We start from the raw sequence: 543 nt of genomic DNA on the forward strand, positions 1-543 counted from the left end.
GTGCCGCTGAGTGAGGTGGGCCGTGGCCAGCATTCCGCGTTGGTGCGGCGCTGGTTGAAGGGTGGTTAGCCGTTGAAGATGTTGTAGTACCAGAGCGGGATGCCGGAGCCCTGGGTCGCGGAGGAGCTCTGCGAGCGTCCGTTGACGACGAGGCGGGAGCTGAGTGATGTGCCGCTGCACGAGTTGGGGAGGGTGACTCGTGCGAGCGGGTAGTCGGCGTTGCCGTTGATGGAGTTCGCAGATCGAGCGAAGCTCGTGATCGTGATCGTGGTGTTGGCCGGAATCGGCTGCGTCGTCGTGTACACCATCGAAGGGTTCGTTGACGTCACGCCTCCGGGAGCGGTCAGGCTCCCGGCTGGTGCTCCGCTGATGGATGTCTGACCGAGGGTAATCTGGCGTACGGCGTCTGCATATTCGACGCTGATTCGAGAGCCGACCGGGAGCGGCTGCGGGCCGGTGTACGAGAAGGTGGTCGTGATGGCGATGTTGGTGTTGGTGGGAACGCGGTAGTACTCACCTGAGCCGAGGCCGTTGTCGCGAGGG

At 63.9% G+C, this 543-nt stretch carries 1 protein-coding gene; it reads right to left on the minus strand.

What is annotated here, in order from left to right:
- Positions 1–65: 65 nt before the first annotated feature.
- The coding region (locus tag C5B99_RS19425; RefSeq protein WP_181065064.1) for a hypothetical protein at positions 66–543 on the minus strand (478 nt) is incomplete at its 5' end.

Origin of the sequence: Pseudoclavibacter sp. Z016 (genome assembly GCF_002931215.1) — a bacterium.
Lineage (GTDB): Bacteria > Actinomycetota > Actinomycetes > Actinomycetales > Microbacteriaceae > Pseudoclavibacter.